The organism is Magnetospirillum sp. ME-1, assembly GCF_002105535.1.
In the GTDB taxonomy this organism is placed as follows: Bacteria; Pseudomonadota; Alphaproteobacteria; order Rhodospirillales; family Magnetospirillaceae; genus Phaeospirillum.
The window spans coordinates 339,069-358,752 of sequence record NZ_CP015848.1 but is presented as its reverse complement, the minus strand read 5'-3'; the positions used below and the strand labels follow the sequence as shown (position 1 = coordinate 358,752).

Genomic DNA, 19,684 nt, shown 5'->3' with positions numbered 1-19,684 from the left:
GCTTCGATGCGGCGCAGCGACAGGCTCACGGTGCCGCCTCCGGCCGTTGCCGGTCGCGGGCGATGTCGAGGAACACCTCCTCCATGGTGGAGCGGCCGAAGCGTCCGATCAGGTCGGCGGGCGACCCCTGGTCGACGACGCGGCCCTGCTTCATCATCAGGACGTGGTCGCACATGCGTTCGACCTCGGTCATGTTGTGGGACGCCAGCACGATGGTGGCGCCGGAGGCCTGCTGGTAGGACTGGAACCAGCCCCGCACCCAGTCGGCGGTATCGGGGTCGAGCGAGGCGGTGGGCTCGTCCAGCAGCAGGAGGTCGGGCTTGTTCAAAAGCGCCTTGGCCAGGGCGACGCGGGTCTTCTGGCCCGCCGACAGCTTGCCCGCCGGCCGGTCGATGAACTCGCCCAGTTCCAGCTCTTCGCAAAGCTCGGCGATGCGGTCCTTGAGACGGGGCACCCCGTAGAGGCCGCCATAGACGATCAGGTTCTGGCGTACCGTCAGGCGGTGGGGCAGGTCCACATAGGGGCTGGAGAAGTTCATGCGCGGCAGCACGCGGTAACGGTGCCGCACCATGTCCTCGCCCAGCACGGTGATGGAGCCCGAACTGGGCAGCAGGAGGCCCAGCAGCATGGACAGCGTGGTGGTCTTGCCCGCCCCGTTGCCGCCCAGCAGCGCGGTGGTCGAGCCGGCACTGATGGTGAAGTCGAGACCGTCCACGGCCCTGACCGGACCGAAGCTCTTGAACAGGGACCTGACGATGACGGCGCTCAACCTCTCGGCCGCGCCCTGAGGCCCCGCTTGCGGGGATCGCCCTGGACCATGGATTCGATGTGGCGGCCCTGGAACAGGGTGATGCCCACCGAATGGCCGTATTCGATGCCGGCCTGGTTGTCGCAGCGGCACAGGATGATGCGGGTGACGCCGATGCGGCGCAGCGCCTCGGTCTTCTTGTCCTTTTCCTCGGTGAGCGAGGGGTCCCACACCAGCTTGATCAGGTCGGCGCCCAGGCGCTCGCGGTCGACGAAGGGCAACTGCGAATAGGTCAGGCCGTCGATGCAGATACGGTAGCCGCGGTCGTGGGCGAAATCGCGCGCGAAGAGATAGCCGCCCAGATCGGCGAAGATGTCCACCTTCTGCAGTTCCAGCACGATGGTGCCGCGCATGCCCGCCTTGACGTTGTCGTCGAACACCAGGAATTCGGGCGACAGGATGGTCGAGACGTTGAGGTTGATGCTGATGTCGCCTTCCAGGGTGCGGTCGTCGTGCTTGTTCAGCATGGAAAGCACGCGGCGGTCCAGCGTCTCGGTCAGCTGCTGGAACAGCCAGGGGCTGGAATTGACGTTGACGCTGGGGAACAGGGTCTGGCGCAGATCGGCGATGGAGATGAACAGCTCGTGGAAGACCGGGGTGGGCGGCGATTTGCCCACCACGGCGCACACCGCCTGGCGGCGCATCAGGTTGGCGAGGTCCGCCTGACCCAGGGAGCTTTCCACCCGGGCCAGCAATTCCGGGGTGAACGGGCTGCCCTTGGGCTTTTGCGCCTGGAACTTGGCTTCCTGGGCCTTGCGCTCCGAGGCGGCGTTGCGTTTGGCGTTTTCCTCCTGGACCATCTTCTGGGCGAGCGCCAGCAGCATGTCGTATTCGCGGTCCAGCGAGTACCAGGTGCAGAACAGCGCCTGGCGGGTGCGCTGTTCCTCGATCACCAGGGGGTCGTCGGAGAACAGGAAGCGCAGCTTGACCACCGCGGCCTCGACCTCGTCCTGGGCCTGGGCCTTGTAGATGACCATCAGATCGGCGTTGGCCAGGGTGAACACCTGGGCCTGCATCAGCTTGACCAGCTGCTCGAAGGTGTTGCCGGCGATGCGGGTATGGTGCTCGCGCCGGTTCTGGGCCTGCAGTCCCGACAGATGCACATGCACCGCCCGGCGATCGGCGCGGTGGCGTTCCAGCCGGTGGACGTAGTCCAGCAGCAGGCTTTCCTGGCTGTTGGGCCGGGGCATTCCCCCTGAGGGCGGCGCGTTCATCATCAGCGCAACGCCTTCAAGACGGGGAACAGGTCGAGCATGTCGTTGTCGCCGCATTCGGCGCGCGGCCGGCCGTTGATGACGGCGTGGCGGTGGGTGCATTGCTGCAGGGTGCAGGCGGACGACTTCTCGCACTGGGCCATGGTGACGGCGGAGATCATGGAATCGAGGAAGCGGCCCTGGAACATGCGGATGCCTTGGGCCAGGCCCCACGACACAGAGGTCTCGGAATCGCAGCGCGACAGGATCACCCGGTCGAAGCCCACCGGTCCCAGGGCGGCCAGCAATTCGGCGGTCTTGATGTCGTCGAGCATGTCGTTGCTCCACGCCACCTTGACGTAATCGGTGTCGTAAAGCTCGGCGTCCATGAATTGCAGCGTCACCGGCGTCATGCCGTCCAGCACCGAGCGGTGCCCGCGCGAGCGCAGCAGGTCGCGGGCGCGGAAGAAGCCGTCCAGATCGTTGAAGATGTCGAGGAGCTGGAACTCCACCACCAGACCGGCGCGGCCCCGGATGGCGGCCTCGAACTGCTGGAACACCGGCGTCTGCACGGTGGCCATGTTGAGGTTGACGGAAAAGGCGGTGGGCATCTTGCGGAAGCCCACGTCCTGCAGCACGGAGAGCACCCGCAGGTCGAGGACCTGGGACAGGTGCTGGAACAGCCAGCGGTTGGACAAGATGTTGACGTCGGGCGCCAGGGCCTTCTGCAGGTCCATGATGGACATGAAGAATTCCTGGAAGGCCACCTCGGCGTGCATGTTCTCGTTGATGCGGATGCAGGCCTGGCGCCGCACCACCCCGGCGATGTCGGTGGCGCCGATACGTTCGAGCACCCGGGTCAGGTTCTTGGCGTCCAGCGGCTGGATCTGCGGCGCGGTGCGCTGGTCGGCAACGGACTTCTTGGCATCGATCACCATCTGCCCGCACAGCGAGAAGAAGGAATCGTAATCGGCTTCCAGGTCGTAATAGCTGACGAAGCGGTCGCCGCCGTCGGGCGATTCGGCGTAAGTGAGGGGGTCGGTGGAGAACAGGGCGCGCAGCTTGTAGACGATGGCGTCCAGGTCGGCGAAGCGGGCATCCTTGCAGATCAGGATGATGTCCGAATTGGTCATCAGGAACATCTGGCCGCGATAGGCGTCGACCATGGATTCGAACATGCGGAAGGCAATGCGGATGCGGCCCTCCTCCCGGTTGGCCGGGAGAAGGCGGGACAAATGCAGGTGCAGTCCCACCCGGCCCTCGCGGATTCTGCCCACGCGTTCGGCAGCATCGTAGAGTAGGCTTTCCGGCGTGACGACTTCCTGCTGTCTTCCTCCGAACGCGCTGGCGTTCATACGCACCCCGTTATCAGCGAGCCGCTATTCCCAAAAGTCGGTCGCAACCCCCATTGTGATCCGCCATATATAAAGACCCGGTTACCTGGGTGGAAAAAAGTACCATCGCCAAGGTCTGTGCCCTAGTGGAAATGATAGACGAATCTGTGCGCCGAACCCATCGGGTGCCGCCCGGCAGCCGGGTCTACGCCATCGGCGACGTCCATGGGCGGCTCGATCTGCTGGACCGTCTGCTGGACGGGATCGCGGACGACGCCGGCCAGTCGCCCGGCGGGCGGGTGGTGGTGGTGTTTCTCGGCGACCTGATCGACCGGGGGCCGGATTCGCGCGGCGTCATCGAGCGGGTGATCGCCGGCCCGCCGGAAACGGGGCCGCTGGCCGGCGCGCGCTATGTCTGCCTGCGCGGCAATCACGAGGATATCCTGCTGCAGTTCCTGGCCGATTTCTCGGTGGGGCCGCGCTGGTTCCGCAACGGCGGGCTGGAGGCGATCCGCTCCTATGTGGGCGAGGTGGACGGCCTTCTCGCCCATGACTATCCCCGCTTGCAGAAGATGCTGTACCGGGCGCTGCCCGGCCATCACCTGCGCTTCCTGTCATCCATTCCCGCCCGGTACGAGGAGGGCGACTACCTGTTCGCCCACGCGGGGGTGCGGCCGGGGGTGGCGCTGGACCGCCAGGACCCCTACGACCTGATGTGGATCAGGGAGCCTTTCCTGAGCGCGCGCGAGTCCATGGAAAAGATGGTGGTCCATGGCCATACCGTGGTGTCCGAGCCCGAGGAACGCCCCCATCGGATCGGCATCGATACCGGTGCCTGGCGGACCGGCCGGCTGACGGCGCTGGTGCTCGAAGGCGCCGGGCGGCGTTATCTCGGCACCTGACGCCGGCGGCTCCATTCGTGGGGCCGCCGGAACGGGGGAATAGGTCAGGCGGCGCGCACTTCCGTCAGGAAGGTTTCCACTTCGCGTTCGAGGGACTGGCTTTCCGACAGAAGGTCGTTGGCGGCCTTGAAGACGCTCTGCGCCATCTGGCCGGTTTCCCGTGCGGCATGAGCCACCCCGGCGATATTGGTGGCCACCTCGCGGGTGCCTTTGGACGCCTCCTCCACGTTGCGGGCGATTTCACCGGTGGCGGCGCCCTGTTCCTCGACGGCGCCGGCGATGGTGGTGGTCAATTGGTTGATCTGCTGGATGGTGGACGAAATGCTGCCGATGGAGACCACGGCGGCCTGGGTTTCCTCCTGGACGGCGGCAATCTGCTGGGCGATCTCGTCGGTCGCGCGAGCGGTCTGGCCCGCGAGATGCTTGACCTCGTTGGCCACCACGGCGAAGCCCTTGCCCGCTTCGCCGGCGCGGGCGCTTTCGATGGTGGCGTTGAGCGCCAGCAGGTTGGTCTGGCTGGCGATATCGTTGATCAGGCTGACCACGTCACCGATCTTCTGGGCGGCCTCGGCAAGGCCGGAAATCTTGCGGTTGGCGTCCTGTGCCTCTTCCGAGGCCGTCCTGGTGATGGCGGCCGATTGCTGAACCTGGCGGGAAATTTCGTGAATCGATGCGGTCAACTGTGAGCCGGCGGCCGAGACGGTCTCCACATTGGCGGTCGCCTCATCGGTGGCGGCCGCGACGGTGGAGCTTTGCATCTGGGTCTGCTCGGCGTTGGCTGACAGGGTGTTGGCCGAACCGTTCAGGTGTTCGGCGGCCGTCTTGATCCGGTTGATCAGGCCGACGACGATTCCGTCGAACCGGCGGGTCGCTTCGGCGATACGGTTCTGGCGGGCTTCGCGGATGGCGGTTTCGGCCTTTTCGCGCTCTTCCAGGCGCTTGCGCTCGATGGCGTTGTCCTTGAAGACCTGAAGCGAGCGGGCCAGGGTCCCGACCTCGTCCCTGCGCCTGACTCCTTCGACGGCGGTGTCGAGATTGCCCTTGGCCAGGCTTTCCATGGCGTGGGTGATGCGGCTGAACGGCCCGACCACATTGGTGGAGACGATCCACCACAGGAAGCTCAGCGAGATGCTGACGCCGATGGTCATGACCATGGACAGGGTGAGGGTGGCGTGGCTGGCCTCCTCGGTCATGGTCTGCTCCGCCCGCTCCATGTCGGCGCGGTTGGCGGCGACGCGCGCGTCGAGTTGAGCGCGCAGGGCCTGACGCTTGGCCCGGCCTTCGGTGGCGGACAGGGTGAAGGCGGCGTCATTGTCGTGCGCGATGGCGTGCGTCAGAACCTGCTGGATGGTGCGGTCGTAGTCCAGCAGCTTCTCCTTGAGGCTTTGGTTGATGGCGCGCCGCTCGGGGGTGTCGGACAGGGCGATCAGCGTATCGGCGGCCTTGATCGCCTCGCCGATGCTGTGCCTGTAACTGTCCACGTAGAGCTTGATGCCGTCATCGGTGGATTCCAGGATGGCGTTCTTTTCGTTGACCGCCGCGTTGTTGATCTCGGATTCGATCTCCTGCGACATTTCCAGCCGCTTGGCGCTCACATCCGTGGCCTGATGGGCGACGTCATTCAAATCGTCGATGCTTATGAGGGAGGCGGCCGAAATCACGGCCATGGCCAGCAGCAGAATGCCGACGGGCAGGGCGATCTTGTACAGCAGCCTGAGGTCCTGAATCCACGTGGTCATGGTGGTTTCCCTGCTTCCGTCGAGTGTTTCTGGTTCCGGATTTCCCGTGTGCGCGTATGCCCGTACGACTCCAGGCTGGCGTGACGGGGCGTGCGGGGGCGCAGTATACGGGCATTTCTGTATGTGTAAATATTAAAATGCATACAGTGCGACTGAATCTCGAAATCACCATGTCATTGTTGACAGGAAAATGTAAGGTTGTAGTCAAATTGTAAATTTGAACTTGAGTGCGAGTTTTTATAGACATGCGCATTATGCGCATTGTTCGTTTAATTGTTGTCTGCAGGTAACTTGTGCATATAATCTTCGTAGATCATATAAATATTTCATTGATTGTTTCTGTGGTGTTTATTTCTGCTGGCGAATTTGAATTGCTTTAAATAACGCATTGCGCCTGCCCATGGTATGACTTGATCCCGTCAAAAGGGCGTGGCGGAGCGGAAGGGCGAAAGAGGGGCGGCATTATCTCTTGCATGGCGGCGGCCGTTGGGTTAGCAGGCATCAAGCCACCAAGGAACCGGGATTCATGACCGAACTTTCCGCTCTCGTCGAACGCGTCGAAAAGCTCCGCGACATCATGGTGCTGTGCATCGGCGACGCCATGCTGGACCGCTTCGTCTACGGCGCGGTGGAGCGCATCTCTCCCGAGGCGCCTATCCCCGTGCTCTGCATCGAGCGCGAAACCGCCATGCTGGGCGGGGCCGGCAACGTGGTGCGCAATCTGGTGGCGGTGGGCGCCGCCCCGGCCTTCGTGTCGGTGGTGGGCGACGACGCCGCCGGGCGCGAGGTCACCCGGCTGGTGGGCGAGCATGGCGAGATCGACCCCTGCATCGTGGTCGAGCCCGGCCGCCAGACCACCATCAAGACCCGCTTCTTCGCCTCGCACCAGCAATTGCTGCGCGCCGACCGCGAATCGCGCAGCCCGGTGGACGAATCCATCCGCGACCAGTTGCTGACCCGGGTCGAGCGTCTGCTGCCCAAGGCCGGGGTGGTGGTGCTGTCCGATTACGGCAAGGGCGTGCTGGCCGCCCCCGTCGCCGGCGAGCTGATCCGCCGCGCCAAGGCGGCGGGCAAGCCGGTGATCGTCGATCCCAAGGGCACCGATTACACCATCTATGCCGGGGCGACCCTGGTGACGCCCAACCGCAAGGAGCTGCACGAGGCCACCGGCATGGCGGTGGACAGCGATGACGACGTGGTCGCCGCCGCCCGCCATCTCATCGACACCTGCGGCTTCGAGGCGGTGCTGGTCACCCGCAGCCAGGACGGCATGACCCTGGTCCATTCCAGCGGCCGGATCAACCACCTGCCGGCCGAGGCGCGCGAGGTGTTCGACGTGTCGGGGGCCGGCGATACCGTGGTCGCCACCCTTGCCGCCGCCCTGGCGTCGGGCGCCACCCTGCCCGAGGCCGCCCATCTGGCCAATGTGGCCGCCGGCATCGTGGTCGGCAAGGTGGGTACCGCCGTGGCCTATGCCGACGAACTGGTGGCGGCGCTGCATCACGAGGATTTGATGCTGGGCGATTCCAAGATCGTTCCGGCGGCGGCCGCCGCCGAGATGGTCGATCGCTGGCGGCGCAAGGGCCACAAGGTGGGCTTCACCAACGGCTGCTTCGACCTGCTGCATCCCGGCCACGTCTCGATTCTGGCCCAGGCCAAGGCGGCCTGCGACAAGCTGGTGGTGGGGCTCAATTCCGACGCCTCGGTGCAGCGCCTCAAGGGGCCGACCCGCCCGGTGCAGTCGGAGGCGTCGCGCGCCACCGTGCTGTCGTCGCTGGCCACCGTCGATCTGGTGGTGATCTTCGGCGAGGATACGCCCTTGGAGGTGATCGGCGTGCTCAAGCCCGACGTGCTGGTCAAGGGCGCCGACTACACCATCGACAAGGTGGTGGGCGCCGACCTGGTGCAGTCGTGGGGCGGCAAGGTGGTGTTGGCCGAACTGGTGGACGGCCAGAGCACCACCAACACCATCCGGAAGATGAACGGCAACGGGCACTGAGATGGCTGATTTGAACCTCACCCAGCTCGGCCGGTCCACCGTCCTGCCGGAAGACCCGGACAAGGCGGTGCTGGAGACGGTGCCCAATCCCCATCCGGGCACGCTGTATCTGGTGCGCTTCACCGCGCCCGAGTTTACCTCGCTGTGCCCCATCACCGGCCAGCCTGATTTCGCCCAGCTGGTCATCGATTACGCGCCGGAGGGCGCGCTGGTGGAAAGCAAGTCCTTGAAGCTGTTCCTGGGGAGTTTCCGCAACCACGGCGCCTTCCACGAGGATTGCACCATCGCCATCGCCAAGCGGCTGGTGGCGGCCTGCCGGCCCAAGTGGCTGCGCATCGGCGGCTATTGGTATCCCCGCGGCGGCATTCCCATCGACGTGTTCTGGCAGACCGGCCCGGCGCCCGAGGGCCTGTGGCTGCCCGACCAGGGCGTGGCCGGCTATCGCGGCCGGGGATGACCGGGGCGGACGTCAAATCCCAGATTCGCGCCAAGGCGCTTGAGCTTGGCTTCTCCGACGTGGGCTTCGCCCGTGCCGAGGGGCTGCCCGAGTGGAAGGAAAGCCTGGATGCCTATGTGGCCGAAGGGCGTCACGGCACCATGCAATGGATGGCCGAAACCGCCGGGCGCCGGGCCGATCCGAAAGTCCTGTGGCCCGAGGCCCGGTCGGTGATCGTGCTGGGCACCAATTACGCGCCGGCCGGCGACCCCTTGAAGCTCACCCGTATGCCCGAGCGCGGCAATGTCAGCGTCTATGCCCGCAACCGCGACTACCACGACCTGGTCAAACGGCGCCTGAAGGCCCTGGGCCGCTGGATGGCGGAGATCTGGGATTGCGAGCTGAAGGTGTTCGTCGATACCGCCCCGGTGATGGAAAAGCCCCTGGCCATGCAGGGTGGGCTGGGCTGGCGCGGGCGGCATACCAACATCGTCTCCCGGCGCTTCGGCTCGTGGCTGTTCCTGGCCGAGGTGTTCACCACCCTGGAGATCGAGCCCGACCGGCCTGAGAGCGATCATTGCGGCTCGTGCCGGGCCTGCGTCGAGGCCTGCCCCACCAACGCCCTGGACGGCGAGGGGCGCATGGACGCCCGGCGCTGCATCTCGTACCTGACCATCGAGAGCAAGAGCCCGGTGCCCGAGGAATTGCGCCCCGGACTGGGCAATCGTCTCTATGGCTGCGACGATTGCATGGCGGCCTGTCCGTGGAACAAGTTCGCCCCCCCGACCCGCGAGCCCGACTTCCTGCCCCGCGTCGAGCTCACCGCGCCGAAGCTGGCCGATCTGGCCCGGCTGGACGAGGCGGGTTTCCGCGAGGTATTCACCGCCTCGCCGGTCAAGCGGGCCGGTTACGAACGGTTCATGGCCGGGGTGATGATCGCCATCGGCAACAGCCGGCGCGTTGAGCTGCAAGGCGAGGCGGAGCGGCGGCGCGATGATCCGTCGCCGCTCATCCGCGATGCGGCCCGCTGGGCCTTGTCAGTCCTCGGACGCCAGGGCCCGGGCCAGCTGTGACAGGGCTTCCTGGTGGCGTTCGTTGGTGATGGACGTGAAGTTGCGGGCCAGTTCCAGGCACATGCGCTGGCGGGCGGAAAGATCGCTGCCGCGCCGGTTCTCCAGCCCTTCGTAGAAGAAGCCCACGGGAACGCCCAGGACCTGGGCGATCTCGAACAGCCGTCCGGCCGAGATGCGGTTGATGCCGCGCTCGTATTTGTGGGCCTGCTGGTAGGTGACGCCGATCAGGTCGGCCATCTGCTGCTGCGACAGGCCCAGCATGATGCGGCGCTCTCGAATGCGGCTGCCCACGTGCTTGTCGGTGTCGTTTGCGCGATTCATCGGGCGGGCAGCTTTGGCCCCGGCAGTTATCGGCATAGTGTTCGAACGATCTCTTGTTAAACCGCCATGAAGTTGCGGCTGCTTCGTTGTATCAGGCATGGCTACCCTTCCCCGTGCATAGTCGGAATTGGTAAGGCAAGCAACCCGAAACTCGGCAAGTATCGGAAACCCGAAAGTTATATTTAAGGATTCTAGGATGCGCTGTTAATTTATTGTGTAAATGTGACAGAAGACAATGCAACCGGGGCGTTCGAACCCCTGATTCCGCGGCAGTGCCGTTCTGGGTTCGGTTGGGCTGTTTTTGGAAATTACATATGGCGACGCCCGGTTGCGGACACCAGGGGCGGCCAACCGATTAGTGCGAAAGGATGGGGCGCTATTCCGATTGGGCGGAGCCCAATCTAGACGCTCAGGTCAACTCCCCGGCCCGAAGCGGCGGAGGGGTTGGGGGACAGGACCTCGAATTCCACGCCGCGGCCGCGTCCCGACAGGGTCGACGCCCGGTCCGCCGCATCGGCGTAGGCCGCGTTGGCATAGGCGGCCCTGCCGGTCGTTGCCGGCGAGGTCTGTTCCGAACTTTCGGATGTTCGGCTTTGCTCCTGGGCCAGGGCCTGGGTCAGGTAGGCGGAGGAGGGGCGGGGCGTGGAGTCTTGATTCTGACCCTGGCGCTCTGCGTCGAGCGTCTGGCGGCGCTGCTCGGACTGGGCCTGGGCGGCTTGCTGCCGGGACGAGGATTGCTGCTCCTCGACCTCGGCGTAATCGCGCGGGTCCTGCTGGTTGTTGACCGCCTGGGCTGCCGCGACGGCACCGGCGCGCAACGCCTTGATCGCGTCGATCAGGTTGGCCGTGCTGCCCGAGCCGGTGATGGCGCCGATGGACAAGGAGGAGGCTCCGCCGAAGAGTTAAGAAAAGGATAATAACTCCCGGCGCCGGATTTTCGCAATCGGGTGGAGTCCCGGTGTGGAAACTATTTCGCCGTCCCGTGCATGCGCTCGTGCATGGCGCGGTGGTCGGGGTCCCTCATGTGCTCTTCATGCATGGAGCGGTAGGCGGGGTCCTTCATGTGCTGGTCGTGCATGGCGGGGTCGTGGGCGTGATCGCCCGGCATGTGCCCGGCGGAAGGCGGCGCCGCCCCCTGGGCGACCACCGTCACCGGGACGGTGACCGGGGCCGAGGCGGCGAAGGTCAGGGTGAGGGGGATGCTCTGCCCGGCGACCAGACGGGCCTTGAGGCCGTCCAGCATCACGTGCAGGCCGCCGGGGGCGAAGCGCACCGGCGTGCCCGGCGGCAGGTCGATGGCGCCTTGCTGCACCATCTTCATGGTTCCGTCGGCGTGGACGTGGCGGTGGAACTCCACCTTGGCGGCGGCCGGGGTGGTGGCGGAAACCAGGCGGTCGGGGGCGGCGGCGGTATTGGTCAGGGTGACGAAGACCATGCCGACCTTGGTGTCGGGCCCGGTGGCCCGCGCCCAGGGATCGGCGGCGCCCACGGTGGCTTCGGCGGCGACGGCCAGGGGGCTCCAGCCAAGCGTTAGGGCGACGGCGATTCCCAGAACGGTCTTCATCTGCGATGATCTCCAAGGATGGGGCGCATTATGGCGCCATTGAAGCTTGGCGGCGCGGGGAAAGCAATGAACGAAAAGTCCGATGACGGAACGGCGGCGACCCTGCCCGGCAACAACCGGACGGCGCTGCGCCGGGTGACGCGGGCGGCCCGCAAGGCGGCGCTGGCCACCAGCCTTGACGGGCGCCCCTACGTCTCGCTGGTGACCCTGGCCTTCGACCACGACCTGTCGCCCATCCTGCTTTTGTCGCGGCTGGCCGACCATACCCGCAACCTGCTGGCCGACAATCGCGCCGCGCTGCTGCTCGACGGCACCGACGGCCACGCCAATCCCCAGACCGGTCCGCGCGTCACCCTGACCGGAACCGTGGCCGAGGATGCCGATTCACGGCTGCGCCGCCGCTTCCTGGCCCGCCATCCCGGCGCCGCGCTCTATGCCGGGTTCGGCGATTTCGCCATCTGGCGCATGAGCGTGGAGCGGGCCCATTTCGTCGGCGGCTTCGGCCGTGCCGTGTGGTTCGACGCGCCGCTGGTGGCGCCCGAGGAGGCGGCCTTCATGATCGGGGCCGAGGAGCCGGCCCTGGCCCGGATCAACGACACCCGCCCCGACCTGATCGCCGCCCTTGCCGGGCGGGCCGGCGGCGAGCCGTCCGCCGGCTGGCGGCTGGCGGGAATCGATCCCGATGGCTGTGAGCTGGAGGCGGGCGAGGCGGTGCTGCGGCTGGCCTTCGAACAGCCGCCGGCCGCAGAGCGTTCGGCGCTTTCCTGCCTGCAAAGCCTTGTGGCAAGCCAATCAACCTGATGCCGGCAGGGCGACGCCCTGTATCGCTTTCAACCCAGCTTTCTTAAGAATGCATGAAGTTTTCGCACCAAGAGCATTGCTCCGGGGGCGTCGGGCGGCTATCTTCGCGTCCTCTTTCGCGGCGGCGGCGCAATCCTCAAAAAGCGCCTGACCGGCGGCCGGTCCAAGGAAGGCCCGATTCATCCTGGGGTATCGTCCCCACGGGCAACGGGTGGGCCGAAGCCACCGGTCTTCAACGGAGTAGGATGGAAATGACCAAGAGCGGTATTCCTGGCGGGACCACCATGAACGCCAAATTGCTGGCGTGGATCGACGAGATGGCGCGCCTGTGCCGCCCGTCCGGCATCCACATCTGCGACGGCTCCCAGAAGGAATACGATGCCCTGTGCGAGATGATGGTCGCCGGCGGCACCATGATCAAGCTGAACGAGAAGCTGCGTCCCGGGTCCTATCTCTGCCGCTCCGACCCCCGCGACGTGGCGCGCGTCGAGGACCGCACCTTCATCTGCTCGCACAACAAGTACGACGCCGGCCCCACCAACAACTGGGTCGACCCGCGCGAGATGAAGGCGCGCATGACCAAGCTGTATGAAGGCTGCATGAAGGGCCGCACCATGTACGTGGTGCCGTTCTCCATGGGCCCGCTGGGCTCGGACATCGCCCATATCGGCGTGCAGATCACCGATTCCGCCTATGCCGCCGCCAACATGCGCATCATGACCCGCATGGGCCAGCCGGTGCTGGACATCCTGGGCTCCGACGGCGATTTCGTGCAGTGTCTGCATTCGGTCGGCGCACCCCTGGCCGACGGTCAGGCGGATGTCCCCTGGCCCTGCAATCCCGACAACATCACCATCTCCCATTTCCCCGAGGACCGGCAGATCTGGTCGTACGGCTCGGGCTACGGCGGCAACGCCCTGCTGGGCAAGAAGTGCTTCGCGCTGCGCATCGCCTCGGCCATGGCCCGCGACGAGGGCTGGCTGGCCGAGCACATGCTGATCGTCGGCGTCGAGAACCCCCAGGGCGAGAAGACCTACGTGGCCGCCGCCTTCCCCAGCGCCTGCGGCAAGACCAACTTCGCCATGCTGGTTCCGCCCAAGGGCTTCGAGGGCTGGAAGATCTGGACCGTGGGCGACGACATCGCCTGGATCAAGCCCGGCGCCGACGGCAAGTTCTACGCCATCAACCCGGAAGCCGGCTTCTTCGGCGTGGCGCCCGGCACCGGCGCGGCCACCAACCCGTCGGCCATCGCGGCCTGCGCCAAGAACTCCATCTTCACCAACGTGGCCATGACCGATGACGGCGACGTGTGGTGGGAAGGCCTGACCGACGAGGCCCCGGCCCATCTGATCGACTGGAAGGGCAACGACTGGACCCCGGCGTCCGAGGCTCCGGCGGCGCACCCCAACGCCCGCTTCACCGCCCCCGTGGGCCAGTGCCCCAGCGTCGATCCCGATTGGGAGAACCCGGCCGGCGTGCCCATCTCGGCCTTCATCGTCGGCGGCCGCCTGTCCAAGAACGCGCCGCTGGTGGTGCAGTCCTTCAACTGGGCCCACGGCGTCTATCTCGGCGCCACCATGGGCTCGGAGGCCACCGCGGCGGCCGTCGGCCAGGCGGCCATCCGCCGCGATCCCTTCGCCATGCTGCCGTTCTGCGGCTACAACATGGCCGATTACTTCAACCATTGGCTCAACATGGGCCGCAAGGTGAAGAACCCGCCGCCGATCTTCCGCGTCAACTGGTTCCTGCGCGACGACAACCGCAAGTTCATGTGGCCGGGCTACGGCCAGAACATGCGCGTCCTGAAGTGGATCGTCGACCGCGTCCGCGGCCGCTCGCGCGCCGTGGAAAGCCCCATCGGCCTGGTGCCCCAGTACGAGGACCTGGAGTGGAAGGGCCTCGACTTCCCGCGTGAGACCTTCAAGCAGCTGATGCGCATCGACCGCGAGGCCGGCGTCGCCGACGCCCGCAGCCAGGAAGAGCTGTTCGACAAGTTCCTGGACCGCGTGCCGAAGGAAATGCTGTTCGAGCGCGAGCTGCTGAAGTCGCGGCTGTGGCGCGCTCCCGCCGTGTGGGAGATGGCCAGCGAGGAAATCTGAGCGGTTCCGCCGTTCGGCTGATGAAAGATCCCCGCCCGGAAACGGGCGGGGATTTTTGTTTCCGGCCCGTCCCGACCATCTCATCCATGGTCCGGGGCGTGTTTGCACATTGTTGTCAACCTGGATAAGGTTTATTACTTATCTCAGGATAATCCATTCGTATCGGGCTGTTATCTCTGGCCTGCGGGAAGCCTGTAGCTTGCGGAAGGGATGGACGATGCTGATTTCCGGGGTATTGGCCTACAAGGGCCACAAGATCTATGAGATCTCGCCGGGTGCCTCGCTGCGCGAGGCGGCGTCTTTGCTGCTGGAAAAGAATATCGGGGCGGTGATCTGCTCCGATGGGTCCGGAGGCATCGTCGGCATCCTGTCCGAACGCGACATCGCGCGGGCCTTCGCCCGCATGGGCACCGACATGATCGCGCTCTCGGTGGCGGACGCCATGTCCCGCGACGTGGTTGCCTGCGCCGCCGATGACCACGTCGAGGAAATCCTCGAGATCATGACCGAAACCCGCTGCCGCCACATTCCCGTCGTCAAGGACGGCGAAGTGCTGGGGCTGGTTTCCATCGGCGATCTGGTGAAGGCTTCCAAGCGGAGCACCTGACGGCGCCCCGCTTATGGCCGGTGAAGGGCTACTTCTTCACCGCGATCAGATCGGCGTCGCCCTTGTCCAGCACCAGGCTGTGTTCCAGCGACACGTAGTGGAAGCGCCGCGCCGTATGGCCGGCATGGATGGCGAAGCCCACAGTGTAGGTCTTGCCCGCCTCCAGGCCCTTGAACGGCGCGGAAGCCGCCAGCGGACGCGACAGCGTCACCGTCCAGGTATCGCCCGCCTGGGTGGCCTCGGCGGTGATGGGGGCGTTCTTCACCTCGACCCGCTTGTCGAAAATGGTGCCGCCGGCGGCCTGGGCCGGGGCGCCGGGCTTGATGCGGGCCTGCCAGTATTCCATCAGCTGGCCGCCGGCCTGCATCTTCTCCAGCTCGGCCGCCGCCACCAGTTCGTCGCCGGCTCCCTGGCGGCCGGGCTTGGCGCGGGTGCGGTTCAGATACTTGGTGCGGTCGGCGGCGCCGCCGGCCGGCATCTTGGCCGCGTCCTCGTGGCAGGTGCCCCAGCAGCCGGCCTGGGCCGCCTCGGGCAGCTTGCCGTCGTCGAGCATCATGGTGACCTTGGTGGCGAAATCGGGGTCCATCTTGGAATTGGGCTGGGCGCCTTCCTTGAATTCCAGGCGGACGTGCAGCTTGCCGCCGTCCTGGGCGACCTTGACCAGGGCCGGAATGAAGGCGGGCTTTCCGGCGATGGGGGCGGGCTCGTTCTTGGAGCCGCCCACCAGGGTGGCGCCCATGTCCTTTTCCTCGCCCAGGTGGCATTCCTTGCAGGCCTTGCCGTTCTTCACCTTGGGCGCGCCGCCGTGGTCGCCCGACAGCACCCATTCCAGCGACGACTGGCCGGGGTAGAACAGCGCCACCTCCTTGGCCGGAACGCTGCCCCAGTCCAGGGCCAGGGCGGGGGTGGCGGAGAAAACCATCAGGGTGGCGAGCGCGGTACGGTTCATGGCGGTCTTCCTTGGAAACGGGGAGGGGGACCTAACCACAGGGCGAGGGGCGATGACTTGACCTTGCTCAATGCAAAGCCATGCTGGCGCACGTAACCAGTGCCTTATCGGCATGATTTCGGAGGATGGGCGATGAGGATCGGTTTCGGCAAGGGATTGGCGGCGTTGGTGCTGGCCGGGCTGGTCGCGTCCCTCGGAACCGCCCGGGCCCAGCAGGCGCCGATCATGATCAAGGGCGAGCCCTATGTTTACGACAAGGACAACGCCATGGACGTCATGCGCATCTGCGCCGGCTGCCACGGCGAACTGGGCAATGGCGGCGGCGGTGGCGCCTATCCCCGCCTGGGCGGCCTGAACGCCGATTACCTGGCCGAGCAGATGCGCAAGTTCAAGAGCCGCGAGCGCGAGAACATCCCCATGATTCCCTTCGCCGTGGACCGCGAGCTGTCCGAGCGCGACGTGCTGGACGTCACCCGCTTCCTGTCCGAGATCAAGCTGGACACCAAGCCGCCGGCCAACATGCCCGCCGACGGCTATGCCCGCCTGCAGATCATGAAGAAGGTGCTGCAGATCCCGCGCGAACCGGGCGACGTGGAGGCCGGCAAGGCGTTCTATGCCGCCGATTGCGCGCCGTGCCACGGCAACAAGGGCCAGGGCCGCCTGAAGAAGCCGGCCATCGCTCCGCAATTCATTCCCTACCTCAAGACCCAGGTGGACAGCTTCCTGTCGGGCAAGCGCCAGCATGACGATCTGGAGATCATGAAGGCCAAGACCCCCGAGGAGTGGAAGAACCTCTGGGCTTTCCTGTCCAGCTTGCAGGATTAAGGACTCCATCCGTCATCCCGACGACCATCGGGAGGAGGGATCTCATTCTGGCGCGGTTTCTCAGAACTGCCGCCATTGCGCCAGGAGGGGATCCCTCGGCTTCGCTCGGGATGACAGAGTCGGGCTGACTGACACCAGCGGGCTTGCGTTTGGAGCGTCTCCAGAATATCTGAGAGATATGACAGTACAGCAGACCACCGGCTATCTCGCCGGCCAGATTCTCATCGCCATGCCCCAGATGGAGGACCCGCGCTTCGCCCGCGCCATCGTCTATCTGTGCGCCCACAACGCCGACGGAGCCATGGGCATCGTCGTCAACAAGCTGCTGGGCGGGCTGACCTTTCCGCAATTGCTGGAACAGCTGGACATCCCCCCCACTCCGGTCTGCGACGAGATCCGCATCCATTTCGGTGGGCCGGTGGAAAGCGGGCGGGGCTTCGTGCTGCATTCCGCCGATTACCTGCACGAGAACACCATGGTCGTCGAGGGCGACGTGGCGCTGACCGCCACGGTGGACGTGCTGCGCGCCATGGCTGACGGCACCGGCCCGCGTGAAAGCCTGCTGGCGTTGGGCTATGCCGGCTGGGGATCGGGGCAGCTGGATTCGGAAATCCGCGAGAACGCCTGGCTGACGGTGCCCGCCGATCCGGCCCTGCTGTTCGGCCGCGATCTCGAGCACAAGTACGAGCAGGCCATCCACAAGCTGGGCATCGACATGGGCCTGCTGTCGTCCGACGCCGGCCACGCCTGAGCCCTTCATACCGCCCAGCCAATGAACTGACCCGTTGGGCCAATTCATTGGCTGGGCATATCGTCCCTCGCCGGGCGCGGCCGTCCGGCCGCTTGGCCGCCGCCTCAATGGCGGCTGGATACCGGCCAACGAGTCGGATCAAAAGTTGGCCGGTATTACTTGAACTCCGTCCGGTTCTCGCGGACTCCCACCGGGTCCTCGTGGATGATCACGTCGAAACCGGGGAATTCGGCCAGGATTGCCCTTTCCACGTCGTCCGAGATGCGGTGCGCCTCGACCAGGGGCAGCTCGCCCGGCAATTCCAGGTGAAACTGGATGAAGCCCTGGCGGCCCGAGGTGCGGGTGCGCAGGTCGTGATGGTCCTGCACGCCGGGATGGCCGGCGACGATGGCGCGGATGCGCTCGCGGTCGGCCTCGGGCAGTTCCTTGTCCATCAGGGTGTCCAGCGACAGGCGGAATATCTGCCAGGCGTTGATCATCAGCCAGCCGGCGATGCCGATGGCGAACAGCGGGTCGGCCAGCGGCCAGCCGGTGCCCGCCGCCAGCAGCAGCGAGACGATGACGCTGGCGTTGATCAGCAGGTCGCCGGTGTAGTGGAGCGAATCGGCGGAAATGGCCAGGGAATTGGTCCGCTTGGTCACCATGCGCTGGAACCACACCAGGGCCAGGGTGGCGACGATGGAGAACACCATCACCGCGATGCCCCATTCGCCGTGGCTGATGGGCTGGGGATGGACCATGCGGTTGCCGGCCTCGGCCAGCAGGAAGGCGCCGGACCCCACCACGAAGGCCGCCTGACCCAGTCCGGCCAGGGCCTCGGCCTTGCCGTGGCCGAAGCGGTGGTCGTCGTCGGCGGGAACCAGCGCATGGCGCACCGCCATCAGGTTCAGTGCCGAGGCGGCCAGATCCAGGGTGGAATCGATCAGGGTGGACAGCAGCGCCACCGAGCCGGTGGCCACCCAGGCCGCCAGCTTGACGGCGATCAGCAACGCGGCGGTGCCGGTGGAGGCATAGGTGGCCAGCCGCATCAGGCGGCCATGATCGGCAGGCGTGCTCATGGGTAGAGATGCTCCAGATGCCAGCCGTCCCCGTCACGCACGTAATCGAAGCGGTCGTGCAGGCGGAACGGCCGGTCGTGCCAGAACTCGATGCGCCGGGGCGCCAGGCGGAAGCCGGACCAGTGGGGCGGACGCGGCACCTTGCCCAGGCCGAACTTGGCGGCGAACTCGCCGACGCGCTTTTCCAGCTCGAAGCGGCCGGTGAGCGGCCGCGACTGGATGGAGGCCCAGGCGCCGATCTGGCTGGCCCTGGCGCGGCTGGCGAAATAGGCATCGGCCTCGTCGTCGCTGACCGGGCTGACCTCGCCCTCGGCGCGGATCTGGCGGCGCAGGCTCTTCCAGTGGATGCACAGGGCGGCGTGGGGATTGGCGGCCAGCTCCTGGCCCTTGCGGCTTTCCAGGTTGGTGTAGAACACGAAGCCGCCCTGATCCGCGCCCTTCAGCAGCACCATGCGCACGCTGGGCCGTCCTTGGGCGTCGGCGGTGGCCAGGGCCATGGCGTTGGGGTCGTTGGGCTCGGACCTCTCGGCCTCTTCCATCCATTTGTGGAACAGGACCAGGGGATCGGCTTCGGGTGCGGACATTCTTTCACCGGCAGGTGTTGACGCGTCGCCCTCAAAATGCCCAGATTTCGGGTCATATGGTAGACGTTTCCTCGCATACCCCCCTTTTCAATGAGACAGCCATGCGCAGCCACGCTCCCAAGATCGTTTCCGTCCTCCTCGCCGTGTCGCTGCTGGGCGCCTGCGAGAACGCCAAGCTCGGCCAGACCACCGGCGCCATCCTGGGCGGCGTCGGCGGCGGCCTGCTTGGGTCCCAGTTCGGCGGCGGCATCGGCCGGGTGCTGATGACGTCGCTCGGCGCGGCGCTGGGCGCCTATGCCGGTTCGGAACTGGGCAAGACGCTGGACAAGGCCGACAAGGAAGAGGTGATGAAGGCCGAGGAGAAGGCCAGCACCGCCCCGGTGGGCGAGACGGTGGCCTGGAGCAATCCCGATTCGGGCAAGTCCGGCACCGTCACCCCGGTCAGCGAGAGCAGGGACGCCCAGGGCCGGCTCTGCCGCGACTTCAAGTCCACCATTACCGTCGACGGCAAGGAAGAGGTGGTCCAGGGGACCGCCTGCAAGCAGCCCGACGGATCGTGGAGCGCGGTAAACTGACGGATGTCATCCTGAGGCGGAGCCGAAGGATCTTTCAGGCACGGGCGGCCGCCAGCTCCGGCTGAA

General features: G+C 66.1%; 20 protein-coding genes. 10 read left to right on the top strand and 10 right to left on the bottom strand.

The window, feature by feature from the left end:
- Positions 1-25 precede the first annotated feature (25 nt).
- The 3 genes from WV31_RS01465 to WV31_RS01455 are packed head-to-tail and all read right to left on the bottom strand — an operon-like array spanning position 26 to position 3,356.
- On the bottom strand, positions 26-769 hold the full coding sequence (locus tag WV31_RS01465) for an ABC transporter ATP-binding protein (RefSeq protein WP_085372005.1): 744 nt from the start codon (positions 767-769) through the stop codon (positions 26-28).
- Positions 766-2,025, bottom strand: a complete 1,260-nt coding sequence (locus tag WV31_RS01460) for a hypothetical protein (protein WP_085372004.1) — start codon at positions 2,023-2,025, stop codon at positions 766-768. Before WV31_RS01460 ends, WV31_RS01465 begins: the two co-directional genes overlap by 4 nt.
- Positions 2,025-3,356 carry a hypothetical protein gene (locus WV31_RS01455; RefSeq protein WP_085372003.1) on the bottom strand — a complete coding sequence of 444 codons (1,332 nt, stop codon included), beginning with the start codon at positions 3,354-3,356 and terminating at the stop codon, positions 2,025-2,027. Before WV31_RS01455 ends, WV31_RS01460 begins: the two co-directional genes overlap by 1 nt.
- 146 nt (positions 3,357-3,502) lie before the next feature.
- Between WV31_RS01455 and WV31_RS01450 the strand changes: the two genes are divergently transcribed.
- Positions 3,503-4,237: a metallophosphoesterase family protein gene (locus WV31_RS01450; protein WP_237051435.1), complete on the top strand. Its 735-nt coding sequence runs from the start codon at positions 3,503-3,505 to the stop codon at positions 4,235-4,237.
- A gap of 44 nt (positions 4,238-4,281) precedes the next feature.
- On the opposite strand, the gene WV31_RS01445 is transcribed toward WV31_RS01450, so the two are convergent.
- Positions 4,282-5,976 (bottom strand): methyl-accepting chemotaxis protein, encoded by a 1,695-nt coding sequence (locus tag WV31_RS01445; protein ID WP_085372001.1) that lies wholly within the window; start codon positions 5,974-5,976, stop codon positions 4,282-4,284.
- A gap of 526 nt (positions 5,977-6,502) precedes the next feature.
- Here WV31_RS01445 and rfaE1 point away from each other — a divergent pair.
- The 3 genes from rfaE1 to queG are packed head-to-tail and all read left to right on the top strand — an operon-like array spanning position 6,503 to position 9,484.
- Complete coding sequence (rfaE1, locus tag WV31_RS01440) at positions 6,503-7,975, top strand: D-glycero-beta-D-manno-heptose-7-phosphate kinase (protein WP_085372000.1); 1,473 nt, start codon at positions 6,503-6,505, stop codon at positions 7,973-7,975.
- 1 nt (position 7,976) lies between these two features.
- On the top strand, positions 7,977-8,432 hold the full coding sequence (gene queF / locus WV31_RS01435; RefSeq protein ID WP_085371999.1) for a preQ(1) synthase: 456 nt from the start codon (positions 7,977-7,979) through the stop codon (positions 8,430-8,432).
- Entirely contained in the window at positions 8,429-9,484 is a 1,056-nt protein-coding gene (gene queG, locus WV31_RS01430; protein ID WP_085371998.1) for a tRNA epoxyqueuosine(34) reductase QueG, read from the top strand. The genes queF and queG overlap by 4 nt, the downstream gene beginning before the upstream one ends.
- On the opposite strand, the gene WV31_RS01425 is transcribed toward queG, so the two are convergent.
- The 3 genes from WV31_RS01425 to WV31_RS01415 form a co-directional block, all read right to left on the bottom strand.
- Positions 9,449-9,805, bottom strand: coding sequence for a helix-turn-helix domain-containing protein (locus tag WV31_RS01425; RefSeq protein ID WP_172821976.1), 357 nt, complete (start codon positions 9,803-9,805; stop codon positions 9,449-9,451). The two genes, queG and WV31_RS01425, sit on opposite strands and share 36 nt — an antisense overlap.
- Positions 9,806-10,206: 401 nt before the next feature.
- Positions 10,207-10,686, bottom strand: a complete 480-nt coding sequence (locus WV31_RS01420; protein WP_085371996.1) for a hypothetical protein — start codon at positions 10,684-10,686, stop codon at positions 10,207-10,209.
- A gap of 86 nt (positions 10,687-10,772) precedes the next feature.
- The gene (locus WV31_RS01415; protein ID WP_085371995.1) at positions 10,773-11,369 is read right to left on the bottom strand and encodes a copper chaperone PCu(A)C; all 597 of its coding nucleotides are present in this window, start codon (positions 11,367-11,369) and stop codon (positions 10,773-10,775) included.
- A 66-nt stretch (positions 11,370-11,435) separates the two neighbouring features.
- On the opposite strand from WV31_RS01415, the gene WV31_RS01410 reads away from it, so the two are divergent.
- From WV31_RS01410 to WV31_RS01400, 3 genes are all read left to right on the top strand, one after another.
- Positions 11,436-12,170: a HugZ family pyridoxamine 5'-phosphate oxidase gene (locus WV31_RS01410; protein WP_085371994.1), complete on the top strand. Its 735-nt coding sequence runs from the start codon at positions 11,436-11,438 to the stop codon at positions 12,168-12,170.
- Positions 12,171-12,415: 245 nt separating this feature from the next.
- Positions 12,416-14,269: a phosphoenolpyruvate carboxykinase (GTP) gene (locus WV31_RS01405; RefSeq protein ID WP_206072571.1), complete on the top strand. Its 1,854-nt coding sequence runs from the start codon at positions 12,416-12,418 to the stop codon at positions 14,267-14,269.
- Positions 14,270-14,486: 217 nt separating this feature from the next.
- Positions 14,487-14,876 carry a CBS domain-containing protein gene (locus tag WV31_RS01400; RefSeq protein ID WP_085371993.1) on the top strand — a complete coding sequence of 130 codons (390 nt, stop codon included), beginning with the start codon at positions 14,487-14,489 and terminating at the stop codon, positions 14,874-14,876.
- A gap of 28 nt (positions 14,877-14,904) precedes the next feature.
- Here the strand turns inward: WV31_RS01400 and WV31_RS01395 are convergent, their stop codons facing one another.
- Entirely contained in the window at positions 14,905-15,825 is a 921-nt protein-coding gene (locus WV31_RS01395) for an ethylbenzene dehydrogenase-related protein (protein WP_085371992.1), read from the bottom strand.
- A gap of 132 nt (positions 15,826-15,957) precedes the next feature.
- Here WV31_RS01395 and WV31_RS01390 point away from each other — a divergent pair, with 132 nt between their 5' ends.
- Positions 15,958-16,650: a c-type cytochrome gene (locus WV31_RS01390; protein ID WP_085371991.1), complete on the top strand. Its 693-nt coding sequence runs from the start codon at positions 15,958-15,960 to the stop codon at positions 16,648-16,650.
- Positions 16,651-16,828: 178 nt separating this feature from the next.
- A complete protein-coding gene (locus tag WV31_RS01385) occupies positions 16,829-17,401 on the top strand; it encodes a YqgE/AlgH family protein (RefSeq protein WP_085371990.1) in 573 nt (190 codons plus the stop codon).
- Positions 17,402-17,556: 155 nt separating this feature from the next.
- Here the strand turns inward: WV31_RS01385 and WV31_RS01380 are convergent, their stop codons facing one another.
- Positions 17,557-18,459: a cation diffusion facilitator family transporter gene (locus WV31_RS01380; protein WP_145980701.1), complete on the bottom strand. Its 903-nt coding sequence runs from the start codon at positions 18,457-18,459 to the stop codon at positions 17,557-17,559.
- Positions 18,456-19,043 carry a pyridoxamine 5'-phosphate oxidase gene (gene pdxH, locus WV31_RS01375; RefSeq protein ID WP_085371989.1) on the bottom strand — a complete coding sequence of 196 codons (588 nt, stop codon included), beginning with the start codon at positions 19,041-19,043 and terminating at the stop codon, positions 18,456-18,458. The genes WV31_RS01380 and pdxH overlap by 4 nt, the downstream gene beginning before the upstream one ends.
- 101 nt (positions 19,044-19,144) lie before the next feature.
- Here pdxH and WV31_RS01370 point away from each other — a divergent pair, with 101 nt between their 5' ends.
- Complete coding sequence (locus WV31_RS01370; protein WP_085371988.1) at positions 19,145-19,618, top strand: RT0821/Lpp0805 family surface protein; 474 nt, start codon at positions 19,145-19,147, stop codon at positions 19,616-19,618.
- The last annotated feature ends 66 nt before the right edge of the window (positions 19,619-19,684 follow it).

Excerpts from the sequence above, each read along its gene's own strand:
- WV31_RS01455 (WP_085372003.1), bottom strand. The coding sequence starts at position 3,356 with ATGAACGCCAGCGCGTTCGGAGGAAGACAGCAGGAAGTCGTCACGCCG.
- WV31_RS01460 (WP_085372004.1), bottom strand. The coding sequence starts at position 2,025 with ATGATGAACGCGCCGCCCTCAGGGGGAATGCCCCGGCCCAACAGCCAG.
- rfaE1 (WP_085372000.1), top strand. The coding sequence starts at position 6,503 with ATGACCGAACTTTCCGCTCTCGTCGAACGCGTCGAAAAGCTCCGCGAC.
- pdxH (WP_085371989.1), bottom strand. The coding sequence starts at position 19,043 with ATGTCCGCACCCGAAGCCGATCCCCTGGTCCTGTTCCACAAATGGATG.
- WV31_RS01400 (WP_085371993.1), top strand. The coding sequence starts at position 14,487 with ATGCTGATTTCCGGGGTATTGGCCTACAAGGGCCACAAGATCTATGAG.
- WV31_RS01395 (WP_085371992.1), bottom strand. The coding sequence starts at position 15,825 with ATGAACCGTACCGCGCTCGCCACCCTGATGGTTTTCTCCGCCACCCCC.
- WV31_RS01410 (WP_085371994.1), top strand. The coding sequence starts at position 11,436 with ATGAACGAAAAGTCCGATGACGGAACGGCGGCGACCCTGCCCGGCAAC.
- WV31_RS01445 (WP_085372001.1), bottom strand. The coding sequence starts at position 5,976 with ATGACCACGTGGATTCAGGACCTCAGGCTGCTGTACAAGATCGCCCTG.
- WV31_RS01405 (WP_206072571.1), top strand. The coding sequence starts at position 12,416 with ATGGAAATGACCAAGAGCGGTATTCCTGGCGGGACCACCATGAACGCC.
- WV31_RS01370 (WP_085371988.1), top strand. The coding sequence starts at position 19,145 with ATGCGCAGCCACGCTCCCAAGATCGTTTCCGTCCTCCTCGCCGTGTCG.
- queF (WP_085371999.1), top strand. The coding sequence starts at position 7,977 with ATGGCTGATTTGAACCTCACCCAGCTCGGCCGGTCCACCGTCCTGCCG.
- WV31_RS01385 (WP_085371990.1), top strand. The coding sequence starts at position 16,829 with ATGACAGTACAGCAGACCACCGGCTATCTCGCCGGCCAGATTCTCATC.
- WV31_RS01415 (WP_085371995.1), bottom strand. The coding sequence starts at position 11,369 with ATGAAGACCGTTCTGGGAATCGCCGTCGCCCTAACGCTTGGCTGGAGC.
- queG (WP_085371998.1), top strand. The coding sequence starts at position 8,429 with ATGACCGGGGCGGACGTCAAATCCCAGATTCGCGCCAAGGCGCTTGAG.
- WV31_RS01380 (WP_145980701.1), bottom strand. The coding sequence starts at position 18,459 with ATGAGCACGCCTGCCGATCATGGCCGCCTGATGCGGCTGGCCACCTAT.
- WV31_RS01425 (WP_172821976.1), bottom strand. The coding sequence starts at position 9,805 with ATGAATCGCGCAAACGACACCGACAAGCACGTGGGCAGCCGCATTCGA.
- WV31_RS01390 (WP_085371991.1), top strand. The coding sequence starts at position 15,958 with ATGAGGATCGGTTTCGGCAAGGGATTGGCGGCGTTGGTGCTGGCCGGG.